Source organism: Microbacterium sp. MMO-35, assembly GCF_037147555.1.
Classification (GTDB): domain Bacteria; phylum Actinomycetota; class Actinomycetes; order Actinomycetales; family Microbacteriaceae; genus Microbacterium.
The window spans coordinates 75,372-94,910 of record NZ_JBBCVH010000002.1; the positions used below are offsets into that span (position 1 = coordinate 75,372).

Sequence of the window (19,539 nt, forward strand, 5' to 3'; positions counted from 1 at the left end):
CACGGAGGAACGGGCAGGCTGAGACCATGACGAAGATCGGCGTGGTCCGCAACCCCGTGAAGCTCGCGTCCGAGGAGGAGGTGCGCGCGGCGATCCTGCAGAGCATCCCCGACGCCGACATCCGGTTCTCCACGACCACGGAGGACGACCCGGGGCGTGCCATGGCGCAGGACGCGGTCGACGCCGGCTGCGAGCTCATCCTCGCCGCAGGGGGCGACGGCACCGTACGCGCGGTCGCCGCCGTCGTCGCCGGAACCGACAGTGCACTGGGGATCCTGCCGCACGGCACCGGAAACCTGCTCGCCCGGAATCTCGGCGTGCCCCTGGACAGCACGCAGGCCGCGGTCGCGCACGCCCTGGCCGCGGAGCCGCGCCGGATCGATGTGGGAACGATCGAGATCACCGACGGCGACGACCCGGGCGAGCACGTGTTCGTGGTGATGGCCGGCCTCGGACTCGACGCGCGCATGCTGGAGGAGACGGACGACGAGCTCAAGGCGAAGGCGGGTTGGCTCGCCTATGTGAAGGCGCTCGGCGCGGCGGCGGCCGGGACCGAGCTGGTGCGCGCCTCGCTCTCCCTCGACGACGAGCCGGAGGATCGCGCGCAGCTCCACACGCTCCTGATCGGCAACTGCGGCATGATCCAGGGCGGGATCACGCTGCTTCCCGATGCCGCACCCGACGACGGCGTGCTGGATCTTCTGCTGGTCAGCGCGGACGGCGTCGCCGACTGGTTCGAGACCGTGCGCACCCTGGTCTGGGACAACGGACTGCGACGTCTGCTCGGTGGGGAGACCATGAGCACGGATGTGATGCGCCACGCGTCGGCTCGACGGGTCAGGGTCGAACTGGAGGAGGCGCAGCCGTTCCAGATCGACGGCGAACAGCACGGAACGGTGCGCGCCTTCACCGCGGCGATCCGGCCGGGCGTCCTGCTGGTCCGGGCCTGAGTTCCGAGAGCCCGTCTCTTCACCGAGACCTGGGCGGAGACACCGCGCGCCCCCGTCAGCGAGACCGGGGTTTGCAAGTCTGCGCCCCGGGGACGAACATCGCACTGTGACCGAGTTCGACAGCATCGCGGCGGAGCTCCTCTCCTGCGCGCCCGGTGACTTCGTGTCCGCGCGGGAGACCCGCGCGAAGGAAGCGGGGGACGCGCACCTCGCGGCGCGGATCCGCGCACTGCGCAAGCCGACCACCGCGGCCTGGGCCGTGAACCTCTTCGCGCAGGAGCGCGCGCCGCAGTTGCAGGAGGCGCTCCAGCTCGCCGCCGCGCTGCGCGAAGCACAGGCCGAGCTCGACGCGCCGGCGCTCGCGAAGCTGGGCCGGGACCGGCGCGCGCTCACGGCGCGGCTCGCCGAGGACGCGGCAGAGCTCGCGCGCGCCCGCGGGGGACGCATCAGCGCCGGGACGCTCGACGCGGTGCAGCGGACCCTCTCGGCGGCGTTCTTCGACCCGGGCGCGGCAGCCGCTGTCGCCTCGGGAAGACTCCTGAGTGAGCTCGACGGCGACGGCACACCCGTCGATCCGTCCACGGTGATCGCCGGCGACGTCGCGGACGCGCCGGTGGCAGCGACGCGACCCGATGACGAGCTGGCCGCCCTGCGGGCGCGTCGTCGGGCGGAGCAGACGCTGAGACAGGCCGAGCGAGAGCGCGCGGCGGCCGAACGCGATCACGCTGCGGCCGAGCGGGCCGTCCGGGATGCATCGCGCCGCGGCGCGCAGATCGCTGCGCGCATCGCCGAGCTCGAGGGCGAGCTCAGCGCCGTGCGGGAGAGTGCGCAGGCAGCGGCGATGGCGGTCTCGGGCGCCGAAGCGGAGGAGAGGCGGGCGGCGGCGGAGCTCGCGCGCCGGGAAGAGATCGTCGCGGCGGCGCGCGCGGCATCGGACGCGCGCCCGGCCGGCTGAACGGAGGAACGAAGAACCCGCCTCAGCCGGGGGACGCTGAGACGGGTTCTTCGGAACTGCGGTTCTCCTGCGGACCAGCCCCGGGAGAACCGCGGAATCTGCTTACACCCCGTAGTAGAGCTCGTACTCGTACGGGTGCGGGCGCTGTGCCATCGGCAGGATCTCGTTGTTGTACTTGTAGGAGATCCAGGTCTCGATGAGCTCCTCGGTGAACACGCCGCCCTCGAGGAGGAAGGCGTGGTCGGCGCGCAGCGCCTCGAGCGAGTCCAGCAGAGAGTTCGGCACCTGCGGGATGTTCTTGGCCTCCTCGGGCGGGAGCTCGTAGAGGTCCTTGTCGATCGGCTCGAGCGGCTCGATGCGGTTGCGGATGCCGTCGAGGCCCGCCATGAGCTGCGCGGCGAAGGCGAGGTACGGGTTGCCCGATGCGTCCGGCACGCGGAACTCGATGCGCTTGGCCTTCGGGTTCGAGCCCGTGAGCGGGATGCGGATCGCGGCGGAGCGGTTGCCCGCGGAGTAGGCCAGGTTGACCGGCGCCTCGAAGTGCTTCACCAGGCGGTGGTAGCTGTTCAGGGTCGGGTTGGTGAAGGCGAGCACCGCGTGCGCGTGCTTGAGCAGGCCGCCGATGTACCAGCGCGCCGTGTCGCTGAGCTGGCCGTAGCCGTTCTCGTCGAAGAACAGCGGCTTGCCGTCGAGCCACAGCGACTGGTGCGTGTGCATGCCGGAGCCGTTGTCGCCGAACAGTGGCTTCGGCATGAACGTGACCGTCTTGCCCCACTCCTCGGCCGTGTTCTTGACGATGTACTTGAACTTCAGGATGTCGTCGGCCGCGTGCACCATGGTGTCGAAGCGGTAGTTGATCTCCTGCTGACCGGCGGTGCCGACCTCGTGGTGCGAGCGCTCGAGGTGGAAGCCGGAGTCGATCAGGCGCAGCGTGATGTCGTCGCGCAGGTCCGCGGTCTTGTCGACCGGCGCGACCGGGAAGTAGCCGCCCTTGAACGGCGTCTTGTTGCCGAGGTTGCCGCCCTCCTCCTCGCGGCCGCTGTTCCACGCGGCCTCCTCGGAGTCGACCTTGTAGAAGCTCTCACCGGCGGTGACGGAGTAGCGCACGTCGTCGAAGATGTAGAACTCGGCCTCGGGGGCGAAGTACGCGGTGTCGGCGATGCCGGTCGAGGCGAGGTACTTCTCGGCCTTCTTCGCGACCTGGCGCGGGTCCTTGCTGTAGATCTCGCCGGTGCGCGGGTTGTAGATGTCGAACACCATGACGATGGTGCTCGCCTCGCGGAACGGGTCCACGTAGGCGGTGGTCACGTCGGGGATGAGCTGCATGTCGGACTCGTGGATCGACGCGAAGCCGCGGATCGAGGAGCCGTCGAAGAGCTGGCCGTTGGCGAAGAAGTCCTCGTCGACCGTCGCAGCCGGGATGTTGAAGTGCTGCTGCACGCCGGGCAGGTCGGTGAAGCGGATGTCGAGGAACTTGACGTCGTTGTCGCGGATGTACGCGAGCACGTCGGCGGGGGTGGTGAACATGCATCAACTCCTGGAGGAACGGGTGCGGTCGAGCGACCTGCAAGCAGGTTACGGGCGAGGGATGACGCGGCCGTGTCTGGAATGTTTCCGGCGTGTTACGTCCGGGCGAGGGTCCGACGGCGGCGCGTCGGGTGCTCTGCATCGCCTCGCCTAGGCTGGAGGGATGTCCGACACCGCGCAGAGCTATCCCGGCGAACGACTCGGCCTCCCGGAGACCGGACCCGGCAGCGTCGGTCGTCTCGGGCGTCGGATCGCGGCGCTGTTCATCGACTACGCCGCCGCGACGATCATCGCCACCGCGTATCTCGGATTCCAGCAGTGGGCGCTGCCGAAGGAGGCGGGACTCAGCCAGTTCGCGCCGATGATCGTCTTCGCCGTGCTGCAGATCGTCTTCATCCCGACGATCGGAGGGAGCCCGGGCCATCGCATCGTCGGGATGCGGCTCGTGATGCTGCACGGCGGCTGGGTGGGGCTGTGGCGCCCCATCGTGCGCACGGTCCTGCTGGTCTTCGTGATTCCGGCCGTGATCTTCGACGCGGATCAGCGGGGACTGCACGACAAAGCGGTCGGAACCGTCCTGATCCGCGCCTGAGACCGCTCAGACAGCCGCGTGGCCGCGATTCAGGCGGCGGTAGGTCTTGGGCGCCTTGCCGCCCAGGAAGGACCGTGCCGGGTCGATCGTGAAGCCCTGACGCAGCGCCTCCCGCCCTATCAGCATCCGGAAGCCCATCTCGCTGCGATTGCTCAGGGTCACTTCGGCGGTGACCCTCCGATCGACGAGGATCAGATCGAGCAGCACGACGAGCCGGCTCTGCGCATGTCCGGACGACGAGCGCACGTCCCGGCGGTCGAACACGGGGAGCTCCACGGGAACGAGCTCATGGGCGCCCTGCCACGGGCGCACGTCGAAGCGCACCCAGGCCGCACCGTCGCGTTCGAACTCGCGGATGTGCTGCGCGTGCAGCGACGAGCTGCGTGCCCCGGTGTCGACCTTCGCCTTGATCCACGGCATCCCGACGTCGGGCAGGGAGACCCACTCCCGCCACCCGATAAGGGTGCTTGAATGAGTAGGTCGGTCCACACACACATCCTGGCAGGAAATCACCGTGAAGCTCGCCGTGCTCTCGCGCGCCCCGCAGTCCTACTCCACCCAGCGCCTCCGTGCCGCCGCGATCCAGCGCGGTCATCAGATCAAGGTGCTGAACACCCTGCGCTTCGCGATCGACCTCACCGCGGATGAACCGGACCTGCATTTCCGCGGGCGGCGCCTGAGCGACTACGACGCGATCCTGCCCCGCATCGGCAACTCCATCACCTACTTCGGCACGGCCGTCGTGCGCCAGTTCGAGCAGATGGACGTCTACACGCCGAACACGGCGAACGGCATCTCGAGCGCGCGCGACAAGCTGCGGGCGAACCAGATCCTCTCCCGCCACAACATCGCGATGCCGCCCACGGCGTTCGTGCGCAACCGGGCCGATGTGCGCCCGGCGATCGAGCGGGTCGGCGGCGCCCCGGTCGTCATCAAGCTCCTCGAGGGCACCCAGGGGATCGGGGTGATCCTCGCGCCGCAGGTGAAGGTCGCCGAGGCGATCATCGAGACCCTGCACTCGACGAAGCAGAACGTGCTGATCCAGAAGTTCATCGCGGAGAGCCGCGGCCGGGACATCCGCGCCCTCGTCGTCGGCGACCGCGTCGTCGCCGCGATGCGGCGGGTCGCCAACGGCGACGAGTTCCGCTCGAACGTCCATCGGGGCGGGACGGTGGAGGCCGTGCAGCTCGACCCCGTCTATGAGCAGACGGCCGTGCGGGCAGCCCAGATCATGGGGCTGCGCGTCGCCGGCGTGGACATGCTGGAGGGCGAGGACGGTCCCCTGGTCATGGAGGTCAACTCCTCTCCGGGGCTCCAGGGCATCGAGGCGGCGACCAGCCTCGACGTCGCCGGCGCCATCATCGACTTCATCGCGAACCAGGTGAACTTCCCCGAGATCGACGTGCGTCAGCGGCTCAGCGTGTCGACGGGCTACGGCGTCGCCGAGCTCGTGATCCACGCGGGCGCCGAACAGGTGGGCAAGCAGCTCGGCGAGCTGGGGCTGTGGGACCGCGACATCACCGTGCTCACGCTGCACCGCGGCGTCACCGTGATCCCCAACCCCCGCAAGCATGTCGTGCTGGAGGACGAGGACCGTCTCCTCTGCTTCGGCAAGCTCGATGAGATGCGGTCGATGATCCCCGAGCGCCGACGCCGCAGGGCGAAGGTGCGGAAGCTCCCGAAGGAGCATCTGCCCGATTCGGCGAACTGAGCGGACGCCGCCCTCACGACGAAGCGCCCGGTACCCGCGGGAAGCGGGGCCGGGCGCTCGGACGTTCCGTGCTCAGCGCGGGCGCGGTGCGCGCGTCTTGAGCGGGTCGATGCCCTTCGGGATCGGCAGCGAGGCGACCGACTGCGACACCGACTCCATGCGCTTGATCACGGCGGCCATCGTCGCGTTGTCGATGGCCTTGGGAAGCTTCTTGATGGTCTTGGCGAGCTTGTCGATCGAGACGTCGTCCTCGCCGTGGCCGACGTAGAACACGTTGACGGGCACGCCCTGCGCGACACGCATCGCCTTGGTCTTCTCGTCCTTGACGAGACGGGTGAGACGACCGCGTGCGCCCTCGGCGACCACGACGATCCCGCCTCGTCCGATGGCGCGGTACACCGCGTCCTGCGACTTGGGGTTGACCCCGACCGGCATCTCGGAGCCCTGCCAGCTGCGGCCGAGCGACGTGCTGAGCACGTGCCCTGCGGCGCCCGGCATGCCGTCGATCTTGCGGTACATCGCCGTCGTCGACAGACGGGTCATCAGGAACATGGCGCCGAGCACGCCCGCGAGCAGGCCGGTGACGCCCCACAGCACGACGCTCCAGATCTGAAACGGGGGGATCAGATAGCCGACGATGACGCCGATGAGGATGCCGGCCACCAGGATCGCGATCTGGGCCCAGGGCAGCCACGGGTAGATCTCCCGGGTGAAGCGGAAGAGCGAACGCAGCTGGGAGAAGAAGCCGGGCTGCTTCTCCGTCGCGGAGGGACTTTTTGCCATGCCTTCCAGCCTACCGATTCCGCGGGCTCCATGACGGCGCGCGGGCGAACGCGCTGGGCGAACACGATCGTCCTGCACAGAGGGGATGCGGAGCGTTCAGCGCACAGATCGCGGGCGGCCGGATCCGCGGAGAACGCCGCCGAGGTCGAATGGGGGCATGACCGAACGCAGCATGGGCACCGCCGTGGCGGGGGCGCACCGCACGATCCGGGTGCTCGGTGAGAACGAAGGGCCGTTCCCGGGCGCCCTCGTCCCGCGCAAAGAGGGGATGGCCGTCCGCGTGCCGGCGGAACGGCTGCGGGGCTGGCCCGGGTGGGCGCTCGCGGGCGCGGAGCACGTCGTGGCGCCGCTGGACATCGTGCTGCGGCCCGATGGTCACGACGTGCTGCTGCCGTGGTGCGTCCGCTCCGTCAGCAGCCAGCTGGCGCTCCGGAGTGCGGGAGAGGCCGAGGGAGTGACACGGGGCGAGGCCGTGACGCTCGCGGTCAGCATCCTGCGCGGCGCGGTCGAGCTGATGCCCGGAGACGCCGGGGAAGCCCCGGAGCCTCGGGGACGATGGTGGCTGACCGACGAGGGGCGTCCGGTGTTCGCGATCGCCCCGTCCGCCGAGACCGAGGAGGAATCGCCGTGGGCATCCGCTCGGCGGCTGCTGAGCGACCTGGAGCGCGCGGTGGATGACCGGGCGCTGCGTCGGCTGCTGCTCCGTCTCGCCGATGCGACGCAGGATCCGCGACGTCTGCGCGCCGAGGCCGGGCGCTGGGAGGAGGAGCTGCTGGAGATCGCGGCACCGCGCACACTGCGCATCGTCGAGGGCGACCTCACGGATGCACGGGACGCCGTGGACGCGGCGCGGCGCCGAGAGGGGCTGCCTCCCCGCCGCTGCGATCTGCGGCTCGCTCGCGACTCGCGACGACGTGTCAGGGAAGGGAGTCGGCGCGGGACGGTTCCGCGCTCCGCGGGCGCGACGACGGCATTGCTCACGACTCCGGCGCGGGTGATCGAGGCGGGGCGGCGAGCCATGGCCGGGCTGTCGGCGCGACTCGCCGGGCGGACCTCCGCCGGGCGACGGCGGCGGGCCGGGGCCGAAGCGCCCGTGCGGCGTCGGCGATGGGTCGGGCCGGCGACGGTCGCCGCCTCGGTCGCGGCGGTGATCGCCGTCGGCGGTGCGCTCTGGCCGACCGGCAGCGGCAGCGCCGGGGCGGCCGATGCGACGCCGCGGGAGTCGGCGGCGGTGTCCGGACCCGGAACAGACCGGCCGGACTCTGACTCGGTCGTTCCCGTGCCGGCTTCCACCGCCCCGGATAATCCGCGTGCCCTCGGACCCTCCGCAGAGCCGGATCCGGAGCGCGCGGGGCAGGAGCTCGTCTCGGGCGTGCTCCGCTGTCAGGCGGCGCCGATGCCCGCCTGCGGGGATCTGTGGAACGACGGTCCCGGCGCGATCAAGCCGGTGCGCGATCCGGGCGGGTCGCTCTCGCTGATCGAGGACTACGGCGACCTGGCCGCGCTGCGGAGCGGCTCGGGGGAGGGCGGTCAGATGGTCGTGATCATCCGCCGAGACGCCGAATGGCGGATCCGTGATGTGTACGACATCGCGGATCCGCCATCCGATGAGAGCGGTGCCTCGTGAATCCGTGCGGATCAGGCTCCGAGCTGCGCGGCGAAGTCGGCCGCCTCCAGGCGCGCCTTCACCGACGAGAGGAAGCGCGCGGCATCCGCGCCGTCGATCGTGCGGTGGTCGTAGGACAGCGCAAGGTACACGTAGGAGCGGATCGCGATCGCCTGCTGGCCATCGACGGTCACGACACCGGGCCGCTTCACCACGATGCCGGTGCCGAGAATCGCGGACTGGGGCAGGAAGACGACGGGGGTGTCGAACAGCGCGCCACGCGAACCGGTGTTGGTCAGGGTGAACGTGCCGCCGGCGAGCTCGTCGGGCTTCAGCTTGTTGTCGCGCGTACGGGCAGCGAGGTCGGCGATCTCGTGGGCGATCTGGGCGATGTTCTTGGAACCCGCGTCGCGCAGCACCGGGGTGAGCAGGCCGCGCTCGGTGTCCACCGCGATGGAGATGTTCTCCGAGGCGGGGTACACGATGTCCGTGCCGTCGACCGTCGAGTTCACGATCGGGAACTCCTGGAGCGCCTCGGCCGCGGCCAGGGCGAAGAACGGCAGGAACGACAGCTTGTCGCCGGTCTTCTGCTGGAAGGAGCCCTTGACCTCGTCGCGGTACGCGGCGAGCTTGGTGACGTCCACCTCGACCACGGTGGTGAGCTGCGCGGTCTGCTGCATGGACGCGACCGCCCGCTCCGCCAGCACCTTGCGCAGGCGGGACATCGGCTGCGTCGTACCGCGCAGCGGCGAGATCACGCGCTCCTTCGGAGCGGCGGCCACCGCAGCCGGTGCCGTCGCCGCCGGAGCGGACGCCGCGTTGAGCACGTCCTCCTTGCGGATGCGGCCGCCGACGCCGGTGCCGGCGACGGTCGCCAGATCGACGCCCTTCTCGGCGGCGAGGCGGCGCACCAGCGGGGTGACGTACAGCGAGTCGGAACCGGAATCGGCGATGGGAGCAGCGGCCGGGGCCGGAGCGGCGGCCGGGGCCGGAGCGGCGGCCGGGGCCGGAGCAGCAGCGGCCGCCGCCGGGGCAGCCGCCGGAGCCGGAGCGGCAGCGGGAGCCGGAGCCTCAGCGGGAGCCGGGGCGGCGGCGGGAGCCGGAGCAGCAGCCGGAGCCGGGGCCTCGGCGGGAGCCGGAGCCGCAGCGGCGGGGGCGCCGCTGCCGATGCGTGCGAGCACCGCACCGACGGCGATGGTCTCGTCCTCGGCGGCCAGGATCTCCTGGAGGGTGCCGGCGACGGGCGACGGGATCTCGGTGTCGACCTTGTCGGTGGAGATCTCCAGCAGCGGCTCGTCCACCGCGACGTCGTCGCCGACCTGCTTCAGCCAGCGGGTGACGGTGCCCTCGGTGACGCTCTCGCCCAGCTCGGGCAGGCGGACATCGGTCGCGTCAGACGATGCGGCGGGTGCCGCAGCAGGGGCAGCGGGGGCAGCGGCAGGCTCGGCGGCCGGCGCCTCGGTGGCGGGGGCAGCGGCCTCGGCAGCAGGGGCAGCGGCCTCAGCGGCCGGGGCGGCAGGCGCGGAAGCGCCCGAGCCGTCGCCGATGCGCGCGAGGATGGCGCCGATCTCGACCGTGTCGTCCTCGGCGACGAGGATCTCCTCGATCACACCGCTGACGGGCGAGGGGATCTCGGTGTCGACCTTGTCGGTCGAGATCTCGAGCAGTCCCTCGTCGGCCTGGACGGTGTCGCCGACCTGCTTGAGCCAACGGGTCACAGTGCCCTCGGTGACGCTCTCGCCGAGGGCGGGAAGGACCACAGGTGTGCTCATGACGGAGTCTCCTTAAGGAAGTTCGTGATGGTGTTCAGCTTAGTGGGCAACCGGGTGTTCAGCCCAGCATTGATTTCCACGATGCGCAAGAAAAGTTTCACAATGCGTGAAGTGGCTTGCCCGCGAGCGCGAGGAACGCCTCGCCGAGGGCCTCGCTCTGCGTCGGGTGCGCATGGATCAGGGGCGCGATGTCCTCGGGGTGGGCCTCCCAGCTCACGGCGAGCTGGCCCTCGGTGATGAGCTCGCCCACGCGGTCGCCGAGCAGGTGCACGCCGAGCACGGGGCCGTCCTTGAGCCGCACGACCTTGACCAGGCCGCCGGTGCCGATGATCTCGCTCTTGCCGTTGCCTGCGAGGTTGTACTCGTAGGACGCGACGCGCTCGGCGCCGTGCGCCTCGATCGCGGCGGCTTCGGTGATCCCCACGGACGCAACCTCCGGGCTGCAGTAAGTGACGCGGGGCACCTGCGAGTCGGGGATGACGGCGGGCGCGAGGCCGGCGATGCGCTCGGCGACGGCGATGCCCTGCAGGAACCCGCGGTGCGCGAGCTGGAGGCCGGGCACGATGTCCCCGACGGCCCAGACGTGCGCGACATTCGTGCGCAGCTCCGGATCCGTCAGCACGAAGCCGCGATCCATCTCGATCCCCGCCTCCTCGAAGCCGAGACCCGAGGTCGCCGGTCCGCGGCCCACGGCCACGAGCAGGTAGTCGGCGTCGTAGGTCGTCCCGTTCTCCAGCGTGACCGTGACGCCGTCGGCCGTCTGGGTCGCACTCGCGAACCGCACGCCCAGCGAGTACGCGATGCCGCGGCGGCGGAACGCGCGCTCCAGGCCCTTGCTGAGCGCGATGTCCTCGTTCGGTGCGAGATGCTCCAGCGCCTCGACGATCGTGACCTCCGCGCCGAACGAACGCCAGACGCTCGCGAACTCGACACCGATGACTCCGCCGCCGAGGATGACCACGCGCTGCGGGACCTCCTCGAGCGCGAGCGCCTGCTCGCTGGTGAGGATGCGCCCGCCGATCTCCAGGCCGGGCAGGCTGCGGCTGTACGAGCCCGTGGCGAGGACGACGTCCGCGCCGGTGTAGACGTCCTCGCCGACGGCCACCGAGCGATCGGGGCGCAGGGTTCCGGATCCGCTCACGACCGTGATGCCCCGGGCCTTGATGAGGCCCTCGAGGCCCTTGAACTTCTTGGCGACGATGCCCTCGCGATAGGCGCGGACGCCTGCCGGATCGATGCCCTCGAATGCGGCGCCCACGCCGTATTTCGCGGCGTCACGGACGTTCTCCGCCACCTCGGCGGAGTGCAGCAGAGCCTTGGTCGGGATGCACCCGCGGTGCAGGCAGGTGCCGCCCACCTTGTCCTTCTCGATCAGGGCGACCGACTTGCCGAGCTCCGCGGCGCGGAGGGCGGCCGCGTAGCCGCCGCTGCCGCCGCCGAGGATCACGACGTCGAAGCTGTGCGCGGTCATGCCCTGCCTCCGTTCGCTCGCTTCTCGGCGAAGGCGATCAGAGTGCGCACGATCGCGCCGGTCGCCCCCTTCTCGATGAAGCCGTACGGGGCGCCCTTGTGCTCGGACGAACCCGCGATGTCGAGATGGGCCCACGGGATCCGCGGGGCGTCCGCCTCGTCCGAGGCGCGTCCGACCATCCGCCGAAGGAACAGCCCCGCGAAGAGCGCTCCTCCGGCGGGATCGCCGATCTTGGCGTTCACGAGGTCGGCGATCGGCGACTTCAGCTCGTCCTCCATGTGCTCGGGGAGCGGCATCGGCCAGGCCGCCTCGCCCGTTGCGGATGCCGCGGCGAGGACCTCCTGCACCGTCGGGTCGTCGCCGAAGACGCCGGTGTGCCGCATGCCGAGGGCGACGATGATCGCGCCGGTGAGCGTCGCCACGTCGAGGATCACGTCCGGGTTCTCCCGGCTCGCGGCGACGAGGCCGTCGGCCAGGACCAGGCGGCCCTCGGCGTCGGTGTTGAGCACTTCCACGGTCTGTCCGTCCGCGAAGCGCAGCACGTCGCCCGGGCGGATCGCGGAGCCCGAGGGCATGTTGTCCGCGATGCACAGCCAGGCGGTGACCCGGATCGGAAGGCCGAGCGAGGCGACCGCCTGGGTCGCGGCGAGGATGCTCGCGGCGCCCGCCATATCCGTCTTCATGCCGACCATGCTGGCCGGCGGCTTGAGCGAGAGGCCGCCCGTGTCGAAGGTGATGCCCTTGCCCACCAGTGCGATGTGTCCGGTGGCGTCGGCGGGGGAGTAGTCCAGACGGACGAGACGCGGCGGGCGGGCCGAACCCTGGCCCACGCCGAGGATGCCGCCGAAACCGCCCGCGGCGAGCGCCGTCTCGTCGAGGATCTCGACCTCGACCGGCAGGTCGGCCACCGCTTCCGCGGCGCGCGCGGCGAGATCCTCCGGGCCGAGCCACTCGGCCGGAGTGGTCACCAGGTCCCGCGTGAGGGCGACCGCGTCGGCGAGCGCCTTCGCATGCGCGATCTCTTCGGGGGAGAGGTCGGCATGCAGCACCACGACGCCCGCGCGCCGGGGCTGCTCGCCCGACCGGTAGTCGTCGAAGCGGTAGCCGCCGAGCAGCGCGCCCTCGGCGGCGGCCACGGCGAAGCCGGAGACGGCGTCGCTGAGACGCACCTCCACCCGGTCGAACCCGGTGAGCGTGCGAAGCGCGGCGCCCGCGGCCTCGCGCACGGCGTTCGCGTCCGGCGACGAGCCGGCGCTCACCACCGCGACCGGGACCTCGGCGACCTCGGGTGCAGGGATCCTCGCGACGACACCTGCTTTCCCCGTGAAGCCGACGGCGGTCAGCGCCGCGTGCGTGGAGGAGAAGGGGGACAGGTCTTCCGGGGTGTCCGTGAGACCGGCGACGACGAGCACGACCGCATCCGCGTTCGTGTCCGCCGGAGCGCCTGTGGAGAGCTCGAGCGCAGGTGACGTCATGGCCTCCATCCTAGATTCGGACCGGGGCGGCCGGAGCGGATGCGCCGCACGTGTGTTCGCTCTCAGCGCTCTGCGGATCCGCGGCGCGAGGGGGCTCGTAGCATGGAGGCATGCCCATCTCCGGAGAGATCCACGAACGCGTCGCCCGCTCCGGCGGTGTGCCGTCCGGCCTGCCTCTGGTCATCCTGCTGACCGGGTTCACCGACGCGGGATCGGCGGTCTCCGGGCTGATCGACCACCTCGGCGAGACGACGGCTCCGGAGCCCGTCCTGGTCTTCGACAACGATGCGCTGCTGGACTATCGCGCGCGGCGTCCGGTGCTGACTTTCGACCAGGACCACATCGCCGACCTCACTCCGGCACGGCTCGAGCTCTCGATCGCGCACGACGCCCTCGGCCGCCCCTTCCTGCTGCTGGCCGGGTACGAGCCGGACTTCGCCTGGAACGCGTTCGCCGACGTCGTGCTGGACTTCGCGGCGGAGCACGAGGTGTCCACGGTCACGTGGGTGCACGCGATCGCCATGCCGGTTCCGCACACGCGGCCGATCGGGGTGACGGTAAGCGGCAACCGCGCAGAGCTGATCGCGGTCCATTCCGTGTGGCGCCCCCGCACCCAGGTGCCGGGGACGGCGGGGCATCTGCTCGAGCACCGTTTCGTGCGCGCCGAGCGGAGCGTCGCGAGCTTCGTGCTGCTGATCCCGCACTACCTCGCCGACACCGAGTACCCCGACGCGGTGCTGACCGCGGCGGAGAAGGTCATGGCGGCCACGGGCCTCGTGCTGCTGACGGACGATCTACGGGAGAAGCGCGTCTCGTACCTGGAGCGCGTGGACGAGCAGGTCCGCGACAACGAGGAGCTCGGCCAGATGGTCAGCACCCTGGAGCACCGGTACGACGCGTACATGGCCGGGCTGGACTTCGAGGACGAGGGCCCCTCCGGGTTCGACGAGCGATCCCTTCCCAGCGCCGACGAGCTGGCGGCCGAGCTCGAGCGCTTCCTGGCGTCGCGCCCCGGTGACGAGGACAAGAACGGCCGGATCTGATCTCCTCCCCGGGAGGTTCCCGGGAGGATCCGGCTCTCCGGCAGGATCCGGCCTCGTCCACGGCAGAGTGTGCGATACTTATCTGACGACCCGTTGTCAAGACCCTCCGCAAGGTCGGGGACTTGACAAGGGTCTTACTAGTGCCCGAAACGGCACAGGCCGATCAAGCCGAAAGGCTGAGCGAACACAGGGCGCCCGCGCAGCGCCCCGGTGAGAGGCGAGACGTGACGACTGCCACGAAGAAGAACACCCGGACGAAGAACGAGGCCACCGAGCCCGAGGAGGTCGCGGCCACCGCCGCCGACGCCGCGGAGCAGGCCGCCCCGACCACGGCGGCGGCGAAGAAGCCGGCCGCGAAGAAGACCGCCAAGGCGAAGAAGGACGCTGTCGACGAGGCCACCTCCGACGAGTCGGCCGTCGACGCGGCGGACGACGGCGATGAGGAGGAGGGCGCCAAGCCCGCCTTCACCGAGCCGCTGCCCACCGGCGCCATCCGGATCAGCTCGACCGACGAGGACGACGTCCCCGTCTACTCGACCCAGATCACCGGCGCCACCGCGGACCCGGTCAAGGACTACCTGAAGCAGATCGGAAAGGTCGCGCTGCTGAACGCGGCCGAAGAGGTCGAGCTCGCGATGCGTATCGAGGCCGGCCTGTTCGCCGAGGAGAAGCTGTCGACCATGTCGCCGGCGGAGAAGACCGGCCAGCTCGGGCTCGACCTGCAGTGGGTCGCCCGTGACGGTCAGCGGGCCAAGAGCCACCTGCTCGGGGCCAACCTGCGCCTGGTGGTCTCCCTCGCCAAGCGCTACACGGGCCGCGGCATGCAGTTCCTGGACCTCATCCAGGAGGGAAACCTCGGTCTCATCCGTGCGGTCGAGAAGTTCGACTACACCAAGGGCTTCAAGTTCTCGACCTACGCGACTTGGTGGATCCGTCAGGCGATCACCCGCGCGATGGCCGACCAGGCCCGCACGATCCGCATCCCGGTGCACATGGTCGAGGTCATCAACAAGCTCGCCCGGGTGCAGCGTCAGATGCTGCAGGACCTCGGTCGCGAACCCACTCCGGAGGAGCTGAGCCGTGAGCTCGACATGACCCCGGAGAAGGTCATCGAGGTGCAGAAGTACGGCCGCGAGCCGATCTCGCTGCACACCCCGCTCGGCGAGGACGGCGACAGCGAGTTCGGCGACCTGATCGAGGACACCGAGGCGGTCGTCCCGGCCGACGCCGTCGGCTTCACGATGCTGCAGCGCCAGCTCGAGCAGCTGCTGGACTCGCTCTCCGAGCGCGAGGCTGGCGTGATCCGCATGCGCTTCGGCCTCGGAGACGGTCAGCCGAAGACGCTCGACCAGATCGGCGACACCTTCGGCGTGACCCGCGAGCGGATCCGCCAGATCGAGTCCAAGACGATGGCGAAGCTGCGCCACCCGAGCCGGTCGCAGTCGCTGCGGGACTACCTCGAGTGAGCGCGGAGGCGAGGCCCAACGACGGCAAGAACCTCGAGATCTCGGTCGAGGGGGCGCGCTGGCAGCGGATCCCGATCCGCACGAAGGTGGTCATGCCCGGCGACGTGCTCGCCGACATCGTCACCGAGTACGCCGCGGGCGAGGTGCAGAAGGGCGACATCCTCTTCATCACCGAGAAGATCGTCGGCATCACCCAGGGTCGTTCGTTCCTGCTCGAGGAGATCCAGCCGCGCAAGCTGGCGTTCTTCCTGTCGAAGTACGTCACGCGCACGCCCTACGGCATCGGTCTCGGCATGCCCGAGACCATGGAGATGGCGCTGCGCGAGTGCGGCACGCCCCGGATCCTGCTCGCGGCGGCGGTGTCGGCCGTGACCAAGGCGTTCGGGCGCCGCGGCGACTTCTACCGCATCGCCGGTGAGAAGGCGCGCGCGATCGACGGACCGACCGAGGGCACCATGCCGCCGTACGACCGCTCGGTCGTGCTGGGACCCGCGCGCCCGCGCGAGGTCGCGCACGAGATGCAGCGGCTGATCGGCGGCGTCTGCGATGTCGCCGTGGTCGACATCAACGACCTCGGCGGCAACATCCTCGGGTCCACGCTCGACAAGCCCGCGGAGAAGGGCCTCGTCGCGATCCTCAAGGACAACCCGCTCGGTCAGGGCACGGAGTCGACGCCGATGGGCATCATCCGCCCGGCCTGACTGCTCGCCGGGGTCGTTGAGCGAGCACCGACGAAGTCGGAGCGAGACGAAACGCGGTTCTTCTGCGGGAAGCCGCGTTTCGTCTCGGTCTCGCTGCGCTCGTCCTCGCTGACGACCCCGGGGAGATGCAGCTCAGAACTTGATGGCGGCCTGGTAGCGCGGCTTGTGGCCGGTGCGTATGCCCGAGACGCTCGGCTTGTTCTCGTAGACGCCGGCGCCCCAGTTGCCCTCGACGAGCACGGGGCCGTCCGGGCCGACGACGATGTCCCAGCCGACGTACTGCACCTGCGGCACGACGCGGGCCACCTGGTCGACGAACGCCTTGACCTCGTCGATGAGCGGCAGCTGGAAGTCGGCGATGCGGAAGCCCGAGTCGGGGTGCAGCTCGTGCACGTGCCCGTGGGAGTCGTAGCCGGCGCTCACCGCGTGGCCGTCGTCGTCCAGCATCGTGTAGAAGCCGCCGAACGACATCTGGTCGCTGACCTCGCCGCGGCCGAACTTCTGCGCCATCGCGAGGATGTGGGTCTTCTCGCCGTCGAAGAACGCGGTCACCCGGGTCGTGTTGACCGTGCCGGGGCAGACGGCGGCGAGATCGGGGTGCTGGCGGATGACCTCTTCGACGAGCAGGCGGCCCTGGCCCAGCAGGTCGGCGTGGAACGTGTCCCAGTCGGAGACGTCGGCGGCGTGATAGCGGAACACGCCGGAACCGGCCTGGCCCATCGGTGTCTTCACGATGACGGTGCCCTGGCGCTGCACGAAGTCGCGCAGTTCGTCCGCGTTGCCGGGCTTCACGACCATCCACTCGCGGCGGAGGAAGTCCGAGAACTTCTCGTCGAACTCGATCTTGTCGTGGAAGAGGTGCCGGAAGTCGGGATGCGCGTAGCGCTCCGAGATCTGGTTCGACACGGGGTGCGTCATGTAGGTGGCGCGCTCCGCGCGGTTGAGGATCGCGAAGTCGTAGTCGATGTAGTCCTGGAACCCGACGTTGTGGCGGCCGGCGGACCACAGCATGTCCACCACCACGGCGGGGACGGCCTTGCCGTGCTGCGCGGACGCCTCCTTGGCGCGCTCGATCACCGAGCCGACATTGATGCGACGGGCGCGCTCGGCGAGATAGCCGAGACGGGACTTGAGGCCGAGGCCGTTCGAGGGCATGCGTACTCCGGGTCGAGGATCGGGAACCGGTCCATTCTAGGCGGCGATGCTCCGAGACCCCCGGGACGAGCCCTCGCCGCGGAGGGGCGGTCGCGCTGCGCCGCTAGGCTGGGACGGTGACCGCACTGCTCCCCGCCTCCGATTCGCGGAGCGCGATGCTGCGAGCGGTGGTGTCGCGCTCGGCCCTCGCGGAGGGCGCGGCGAGGGCCGTCGCCGCCGCAGGCGCAGGGGTCGCCGATCTGCGCAGGGATGCCTGGGGGCACGGGCTGCTCGAGACCGCGCGGATCGCGCAGCGCGCCGGCGTCGACGCGGTGCGCGTGGACGGAGCCGACGAGGTCGCGCTGCTCGCCGCCGAGGGGATCGTCGCCACGTGCGAGCGCCGGCCCGACCTGGATCCGGCGCTGTTCTACGGCCTTCCGGACGCGTCCGCCACCGTGGCGGGCGAGCCGGCGATGAGCGCGGTCGGCCGCGTGCTGTCCACGAAGGACATCGCCGCGGGCTCCGGGGTGTCCTACGGCTACATCCATCGGGCCCCCGTCGATTCGCGCCTGGCCCTCGTCACGGGCGGCTACGCCCAGGGCGTCGTGCGGGCCCTCGGGAGCCGCGCGTCGGTCGAGATCGACGGCGTCGTGCACCCGATCGTCGGCCGGATCGCGATGGACGTGTGCGTGGTCGACATCGGCGACGCCGAGGTGATTCCCGGAGCAGCCGCGATCTTCTTCGGGGGCCGCGGCCCTCTCGCCGCCGGACTCGCCGAGTGGGCGCGGATCACGGGGATGACCCCGGGCGAGCTCGCCGCCGTGCTCGGACAACGGACGGAGCGCGTGTGGCTGGACTGAACGGACCGGTGCTGCGCGCCGACGAGGCCGTGCTGCGGGCGAACATCGCCGCGGTGCAGGCCCGTGTCACCCCTGCCGAGCTGATGATGGTCGTCAAAGACGACGGCTACGGACTCGGCGCCGACTGGGCCTCACGGGTGGCTGTGGATGCCGGAGTGGGCTGGCTCGGCACCTATGACATCCCGACCGCCGTCCAGCTGCGCGCAGCAGTCGGCCGGCAGCCGCGGCTCTTCGCCTGGGTGACCTCGTCCGACGAGGAGATCGCCGCGGCGCTGCACGCGCACATCGACCTCGGCGTGGGCAGCGTCGAGTATCTCGAGCGCGTGATCGTGCAGGCGGATGCGACGGGGTTCCGCGCGCGGATCCACCTCAAGATCGACACAGGGCTGCACCGCAACGGCCTGTCCGCCGAGGAGTGGGACGACGGCGTCCGCATCGCGCTGGACGCCCAGCACCGCGGGATGATCGACCTCGTCGGCGCCTGGAGCCACCTCGCGGAGGCCAGCGACGCGGAGGACGACGCCGCGCAGGCGCGATTCCTCGCGGCGGTGACCCGGGCGGAGACGCTCGGCGCACGGTTGCCGTATCAGCACCTGACGGCGTCCGCGGCGACCTGGGAGCGCCCGGAGCTGCGCGGCACGCTCGTGCGCGTCGGGGCGTTCTGCTTCGGCGTGCGGTCTGCGGACGGCCCCGACCTGCCCGGAATCGCCCCGGCGGCCGAGCTCGTGGCCCCGGTACGGCGGATCGAGGACGACGAGGTCGTCATCGGCGCCGGATCGTTCGACGGGCTGCCCAGCACCCTCGCCCGTCGGGTGCGGGTCGGCACCCCCGGCGGCGCGCGGGAGCTCAGGTCCGTGGGGATCGACGAGATGCGCGTCGAGGCGTGGCAGGGAGCGAGCGTGGGCGACGAGGTCGTCGTCTTCGGGCGGGGGCGATGCGGCGAGGAGTCGCCCACGACCCTGGCCGAAGCCGTCGGGACCGTGGGCGAGGAGATCCTCTGCCGTCTCACGCCGGGCGTGCGCCGCGAGTACCGCTGAACCGGCCCGAGCGACGAAAACGCCCGATGTCGGGTGACACCGGGCGCTTCTGTGCATCCGCGGCCGGTCGTCGTGGCCGCGGACCTCGGGCTCTCAGGACGCTTCGCTGAGGCGCGACGTCTCGTCGTGCCAGCTCGTGGCCACGGCCCGCAGCTTCTCTTCGTACTTGCGTCCGTGGTGGGCGCAGTAGAGCAGCTCGTGCCCGTTGACCACGGCGGCGATGTAGGCCTGGGCTCCGCAGGCGTCGCATCGGTCCATCGCCGTGAGGCGGGGGATGACGGTGGCATCCCGTTCGGTCGTCGCGTTCATCTCGATGCCTCCTTGGTGTATCGGGTCCGCTGTGAGGTGTGCTCAATACAACCACGCAGACCTGGGAGTCATGCCCGCGAGACGGCGTGTTTCGCTCAGCGCGTACGAAGGCCCTGCGGGTCCGGATCGCGGTAGGAGTGTCGACCG

18 protein-coding genes are annotated in these 19,539 nt (G+C 70.8%); 10 read left to right on the top strand and 8 right to left on the bottom strand.

Annotated elements, in window-relative coordinates:
• Window positions 1-26: 26 nt before the first annotated feature.
• Entirely contained in the window at window positions 27-950 is a 924-nt protein-coding gene (locus WFJ01_RS03640) for a diacylglycerol/lipid kinase family protein (protein WP_292880357.1), read from the top strand.
• Window positions 951-1,056: 106 nt separating this feature from the next.
• Window positions 1,057-1,905 (top strand): transposase, encoded by an 849-nt coding sequence (locus WFJ01_RS03645; protein WP_336628238.1) that lies wholly within the window; start codon window positions 1,057-1,059, stop codon window positions 1,903-1,905.
• Window positions 1,906-2,007: 102 nt separating this feature from the next.
• Here the strand turns inward: WFJ01_RS03645 and glnA are convergent, their stop codons facing one another.
• Complete coding sequence (glnA, locus tag WFJ01_RS03650; protein ID WP_251439508.1) at window positions 2,008-3,432, bottom strand: type I glutamate--ammonia ligase; 1,425 nt, start codon at window positions 3,430-3,432, stop codon at window positions 2,008-2,010.
• 163 nt (window positions 3,433-3,595) lie between these two features.
• Here glnA and WFJ01_RS03655 point away from each other — a divergent pair, with 163 nt between their 5' ends.
• Window positions 3,596-4,024 carry an RDD family protein gene (locus tag WFJ01_RS03655; RefSeq protein ID WP_292880351.1) on the top strand — a complete coding sequence of 143 codons (429 nt, stop codon included), beginning with the start codon at window positions 3,596-3,598 and terminating at the stop codon, window positions 4,022-4,024.
• Between the two features lie 6 nt (window positions 4,025-4,030).
• Here WFJ01_RS03655 and WFJ01_RS03660 read toward each other — a convergent pair whose 3' ends face one another.
• Window positions 4,031-4,513 (bottom strand): ATP-dependent zinc protease family protein, encoded by a 483-nt coding sequence (locus tag WFJ01_RS03660; protein ID WP_336628239.1) that lies wholly within the window; start codon window positions 4,511-4,513, stop codon window positions 4,031-4,033.
• Window positions 4,514-4,538: 25 nt separating this feature from the next.
• On the opposite strand from WFJ01_RS03660, the gene WFJ01_RS03665 reads away from it, so the two are divergent.
• A complete protein-coding gene (locus tag WFJ01_RS03665) occupies window positions 4,539-5,735 on the top strand; it encodes a RimK family alpha-L-glutamate ligase (protein ID WP_251439513.1) in 1,197 nt (398 codons plus the stop codon).
• A gap of 72 nt (window positions 5,736-5,807) precedes the next feature.
• Here WFJ01_RS03665 and WFJ01_RS03670 read toward each other — a convergent pair whose 3' ends face one another.
• A complete protein-coding gene (locus WFJ01_RS03670) occupies window positions 5,808-6,518 on the bottom strand; it encodes a DUF4191 domain-containing protein (RefSeq protein ID WP_251439514.1) in 711 nt (236 codons plus the stop codon).
• 157 nt (window positions 6,519-6,675) lie between these two features.
• On the opposite strand from WFJ01_RS03670, the gene WFJ01_RS03675 reads away from it, so the two are divergent.
• Window positions 6,676-8,145, top strand: coding sequence for a hypothetical protein (locus WFJ01_RS03675; protein WP_336628240.1), 1,470 nt, complete (start codon window positions 6,676-6,678; stop codon window positions 8,143-8,145).
• 11 nt (window positions 8,146-8,156) lie between these two features.
• On the opposite strand, the gene sucB is transcribed toward WFJ01_RS03675, so the two are convergent.
• From sucB to WFJ01_RS03690, 3 genes are all read right to left on the bottom strand, one after another.
• Window positions 8,157-9,896, bottom strand: a complete 1,740-nt coding sequence (sucB, locus tag WFJ01_RS03680; RefSeq protein WP_336628241.1) for a 2-oxoglutarate dehydrogenase, E2 component, dihydrolipoamide succinyltransferase — start codon at window positions 9,894-9,896, stop codon at window positions 8,157-8,159.
• A 97-nt stretch (window positions 9,897-9,993) separates the two neighbouring features.
• Complete coding sequence (gene lpdA, locus WFJ01_RS03685) at window positions 9,994-11,367, bottom strand: dihydrolipoyl dehydrogenase (protein ID WP_292880341.1); 1,374 nt, start codon at window positions 11,365-11,367, stop codon at window positions 9,994-9,996.
• Window positions 11,364-12,842 (bottom strand): leucyl aminopeptidase, encoded by a 1,479-nt coding sequence (locus WFJ01_RS03690; protein ID WP_336628242.1) that lies wholly within the window; start codon window positions 12,840-12,842, stop codon window positions 11,364-11,366. Before WFJ01_RS03690 ends, lpdA begins: the two co-directional genes overlap by 4 nt.
• Window positions 12,843-12,952: 110 nt before the next feature.
• Here WFJ01_RS03690 and WFJ01_RS03695 point away from each other — a divergent pair, with 110 nt between their 5' ends.
• From WFJ01_RS03695 to WFJ01_RS03705, 3 genes are all read left to right on the top strand, one after another.
• Window positions 12,953-13,885, top strand: coding sequence for a proteasome assembly chaperone family protein (locus WFJ01_RS03695; RefSeq protein ID WP_336628243.1), 933 nt, complete (start codon window positions 12,953-12,955; stop codon window positions 13,883-13,885).
• A 224-nt stretch (window positions 13,886-14,109) separates the two neighbouring features.
• Window positions 14,110-15,351 carry an RNA polymerase sigma factor gene (locus tag WFJ01_RS03700; protein WP_251439526.1) on the top strand — a complete coding sequence of 414 codons (1,242 nt, stop codon included), beginning with the start codon at window positions 14,110-14,112 and terminating at the stop codon, window positions 15,349-15,351.
• Window positions 15,348-16,052 carry a coenzyme F420-0:L-glutamate ligase gene (locus WFJ01_RS03705; RefSeq protein ID WP_251439528.1) on the top strand — a complete coding sequence of 235 codons (705 nt, stop codon included), beginning with the start codon at window positions 15,348-15,350 and terminating at the stop codon, window positions 16,050-16,052. Before WFJ01_RS03700 ends, WFJ01_RS03705 begins: the two co-directional genes overlap by 4 nt.
• 132 nt (window positions 16,053-16,184) lie before the next feature.
• Here the strand turns inward: WFJ01_RS03705 and WFJ01_RS03710 are convergent, their stop codons facing one another.
• Complete coding sequence (locus WFJ01_RS03710) at window positions 16,185-17,207, bottom strand: sugar-transfer associated ATP-grasp domain-containing protein (RefSeq protein ID WP_336628244.1); 1,023 nt, start codon at window positions 17,205-17,207, stop codon at window positions 16,185-16,187.
• A gap of 116 nt (window positions 17,208-17,323) precedes the next feature.
• On the opposite strand from WFJ01_RS03710, the gene WFJ01_RS03715 reads away from it, so the two are divergent.
• Together WFJ01_RS03715 and WFJ01_RS03720 are read left to right on the top strand one after the other, a co-directional pair.
• The gene (locus WFJ01_RS03715) at window positions 17,324-18,046 is read left to right on the top strand and encodes an alanine racemase C-terminal domain-containing protein (RefSeq protein WP_251439532.1); all 723 of its coding nucleotides are present in this window, start codon (window positions 17,324-17,326) and stop codon (window positions 18,044-18,046) included.
• Entirely contained in the window at window positions 18,034-19,083 is a 1,050-nt protein-coding gene (locus WFJ01_RS03720; protein WP_336628245.1) for an alanine racemase, read from the top strand. The genes WFJ01_RS03715 and WFJ01_RS03720 overlap by 13 nt, the downstream gene beginning before the upstream one ends.
• A gap of 93 nt (window positions 19,084-19,176) precedes the next feature.
• Here WFJ01_RS03720 and WFJ01_RS03725 read toward each other — a convergent pair whose 3' ends face one another.
• Window positions 19,177-19,392 (bottom strand): DUF7455 domain-containing protein, encoded by a 216-nt coding sequence (locus WFJ01_RS03725; protein WP_251439536.1) that lies wholly within the window; start codon window positions 19,390-19,392, stop codon window positions 19,177-19,179.
• Between the last annotated feature and the right edge of the window lie 147 nt (window positions 19,393-19,539).

Excerpts from the sequence above, each read along its gene's own strand:
- WFJ01_RS03675 (WP_336628240.1), top strand. The coding sequence starts at position 6,676 with ATGACCGAACGCAGCATGGGCACCGCCGTGGCGGGGGCGCACCGCACG.
- WFJ01_RS03670 (WP_251439514.1), bottom strand. The coding sequence starts at position 6,518 with ATGGCAAAAAGTCCCTCCGCGACGGAGAAGCAGCCCGGCTTCTTCTCC.
- sucB (WP_336628241.1), bottom strand. The coding sequence starts at position 9,896 with ATGAGCACACCTGTGGTCCTTCCCGCCCTCGGCGAGAGCGTCACCGAG.
- WFJ01_RS03640 (WP_292880357.1), top strand. The coding sequence starts at position 27 with ATGACGAAGATCGGCGTGGTCCGCAACCCCGTGAAGCTCGCGTCCGAG.
- lpdA (WP_292880341.1), bottom strand. The coding sequence starts at position 11,367 with ATGACCGCGCACAGCTTCGACGTCGTGATCCTCGGCGGCGGCAGCGGC.
- glnA (WP_251439508.1), bottom strand. The coding sequence starts at position 3,432 with ATGTTCACCACCCCCGCCGACGTGCTCGCGTACATCCGCGACAACGAC.
- WFJ01_RS03690 (WP_336628242.1), bottom strand. The coding sequence starts at position 12,842 with ATGACGTCACCTGCGCTCGAGCTCTCCACAGGCGCTCCGGCGGACACG.
- WFJ01_RS03725 (WP_251439536.1), bottom strand. The coding sequence starts at position 19,392 with ATGAACGCGACGACCGAACGGGATGCCACCGTCATCCCCCGCCTCACG.
- WFJ01_RS03695 (WP_336628243.1), top strand. The coding sequence starts at position 12,953 with ATGCCCATCTCCGGAGAGATCCACGAACGCGTCGCCCGCTCCGGCGGT.
- WFJ01_RS03655 (WP_292880351.1), top strand. The coding sequence starts at position 3,596 with ATGTCCGACACCGCGCAGAGCTATCCCGGCGAACGACTCGGCCTCCCG.
- WFJ01_RS03710 (WP_336628244.1), bottom strand. The coding sequence starts at position 17,207 with ATGCCCTCGAACGGCCTCGGCCTCAAGTCCCGTCTCGGCTATCTCGCC.